The sequence below is a fragment of the Kitasatospora sp. LaBMicrA B282 genome, from assembly GCF_050325825.1.
GTDB lineage: Bacteria > Actinomycetota > Actinomycetes > Streptomycetales > Streptomycetaceae > Kitasatospora.
This window is the reverse complement of sequence record NZ_JBNQTI010000307.1, coordinates 1-2443: the sequence shown is the minus strand read 5'-3', so window position 1 is coordinate 2443 and position 2443 is coordinate 1. Positions and strand designations below refer to the sequence as shown.

The 2443-nt window shown below is 72.6% G+C and carries 2 protein-coding genes; one reads left to right on the top strand and one right to left on the bottom strand.

Translation table 11 applies throughout. From position 1 onward, the window contains the following. Positions 1-174: 174 nt before the first annotated feature. Positions 175-822, bottom strand: a complete 648-nt coding sequence (locus ACQRUO_RS38725; RefSeq protein WP_428320881.1) for a TetR family transcriptional regulator — start codon at positions 820-822, stop codon at positions 175-177. Between the two features lie 460 nt (positions 823-1282). Between ACQRUO_RS38725 and ACQRUO_RS38720 the strand changes: the two genes are divergently transcribed. Beyond that, positions 1283-2443, top strand: a 1161-nt coding sequence (locus ACQRUO_RS38720; protein WP_428320880.1) for a serine/threonine-protein kinase, incomplete at its 3' end; no start/stop codon positions are given.

The window sequence follows — 2443 nt, the reverse complement described above, 5'->3', positions numbered from 1 at the left end:
GTGTGGGCGGGACCCCGACGGGGTCCCGCCCACAGCCACGTGTCTGGCCAGCGCGCTGCGGTACGTCGGCGAACCTCCCCCGAGGACACGGCCGCCGCCCGACGTTCCACCGGACAGGAGGCCGGGGCCACGCGCGAGCACACGATATGAAGGACTAGCGGGTCGTAGGACGATCTACTTGGGCGGCCGCTTGCCGGTGACGCCCAGGTAGACCAGTGGGGCGAGGGTGGGCTTCAGATCCTTGACCTTGACTCCCCAGGAGGTGAAGGCCTTCTGATGCTCCGCCGCCGAGGCCAGCAGCGAGATCAGCGAGCCGGCCACCGCCGCGGCGTCCTGCGCCTTGTCGGCCTGGCCCTTGGCCTGGAGTTCCTTGACGGCGTCCGCGAGTGGCTTGGCCACCGAGTTGAGGACCGTCATGCGGATCTTGAAGAACCGCTTGTCCCCTTCTGCGGCACCGAGGGTGACCACCCGGAGAATGGCGTCGTTCTTGCGCCAGAAGGCGAGGAATCCGTCCACCAGTTCTTCGGAGGTGGTGGTGCCGGACTTTCCCGCCCAGGACTTTCCGTCGATCAGCTCTTTGAGCTCGACGCTGTCCTTGGCCATTTCCTCGGCGATCTCGAGGACAGCGCCCTCGACATCCGGGAAGTACTGGTAGAAGGTCGCGGGGGAGGTACCCGCCATACGGGCGACGTCGATGACCTTGACGTCCCGGTACGGCGACGTGCTGAGCATCTCGCGGAGGCAGTCGAGCAGCTTCTGCCGCGTCTCCTGTCCGCGTCGCCCGGCGACGCGACCGTCGACGGTGCGAACTTGTCCTGTCATGCCGTCAGCTTACCGCGCACCGATCATGCCGCGATTCGGTGATGCGACTATTAGTCCGTGCGGGGTGCGTAATGGGGAGCGGGATAGCGATATTCGAAGCCCCCCCGTGTGCTGATGGCGGCACAGAGTGACGGGGAGTGGACTGAGGGGCTCTCGGGTTGCTCTGCGTAGCCCCGTGCATGAATGCGGTTACTTCCGAGCCGACGTCAGATCGGCCGGGCGGGTGCGTATTCGACAGGCCGTCGGTCGGCACCGGCCCCCGGTCCGCCCGGCCGCCCGCGCCCGGTCCGCACCGGCCGGCCACGCCCCGCCGGGCCTCCGGGGTGGCTGGAAGCCGACGGTCGCCCGCGACACGGCCGCGGCACCGAAGCGGGGGGAGATTGGCTCAGGGGCCGCACGCATTGGAGAATCAACCGCGGCCCCCGAACGGGTGGCGAGCGGACGGGGAGGTGGCAGCCGAGTGGACCAGCTGACGGCGCAGGATCCGAGACGGATCGGGCCCTTCGAGGTGCTCGGGCGCCTCGGCGCCGGTGGGATGGGGCTGGTGTACCTGGCTCGGTCGGCCTCCGGTCGCCGGGTGGCGATCAAGACGGTGCGCGGCGAGCTCGCCGAGGACGAGCTGTTCCGGGTGCGCTTCGCCCGCGAGATCGCGGCGGCCAAGACGGTCGGCGGCTTCTACACCGCGGCCGTGGTCGACGCGGACGCGGACGCCCGGGTGCCCTGGCTGGCCACCGCGTACGTGCCGGCGCCCTCGCTGGAGGACCTGGTCGGGGAGGTCGGGCCGCTGCCGGTGGACGGGGTGCGCTGGCTGATCGCGGGGATCGCCGAGGCGCTGCAGTCCATCCACGCCGCCGGCCTGGTGCACCGCGACCTCAAGCCGTCCAACGTGCTGGTGGTCGAGGACGGGCCGCGGGTGATCGACTTCGGGATCGCCGCCGGCGTCTCGCACACCCGGCTGACCATGACCAACGTGGCGGTCGGCACCCCCGCCTACATGTCGCCGGAGCAGGCCAAGGACAGCCGCAGCGTCACCGGGGCCAGCGACGTCTTCTCGCTCGGCTCGCTGCTGGTCTTCTGCGCCACCGGCCACGCGCCCTACCGGGGCGGCAACCCGGTGGAGACGGTCTTCAAGCTGCTGCGCGACCAGCCCGACCTGTCCGGGCTGCCGGTGGAGCTGGTGGACCTGGTGCGGGCCTGCATGCGCCCGGCGCCGGAGCACCGGCCCACCCCGGCGCAGATCCAGGCGGAGCTGGCGCCGCACCTGTTCTCCGGGGACGACGCGGGCGAGGAGGGCGGCACCTGGCTGCCGCCGGCCGCGCTGGACCTGATCGAGCGCAAGCGGCACCGGCGCCCCGCGGCCCCGGCCCGGCCGCCGGCCCAGCCGGTCCACTCCCCGCCGCCGCAACAGCCCCAGCAGCAGCCCCTGCACCAGCCGGCGAACCCGTCGGCGAACGCGAGCCAGAACCAGGCGCACCAGGCGCACCAGGGGTCGATGGCGGCGCCGCCGGCCCCGGCCGGCCACTGGGGCCCGCCGCCCGCCCAGCCCCCGGCGCACCCCGGCGCCCACGCACCCGCCACCGGCCCGGTCCGGCCCGAGGGGGTCGACCCGCGCACCGGTGCG

Coding starts and splice junctions, on each gene's coding strand:
- ACQRUO_RS38725 (WP_428320881.1), bottom strand. CDS start 822: ATGACAGGACAAGTTCGCACCGTCGACGGTCGCGTCGCCGGGCGACGC.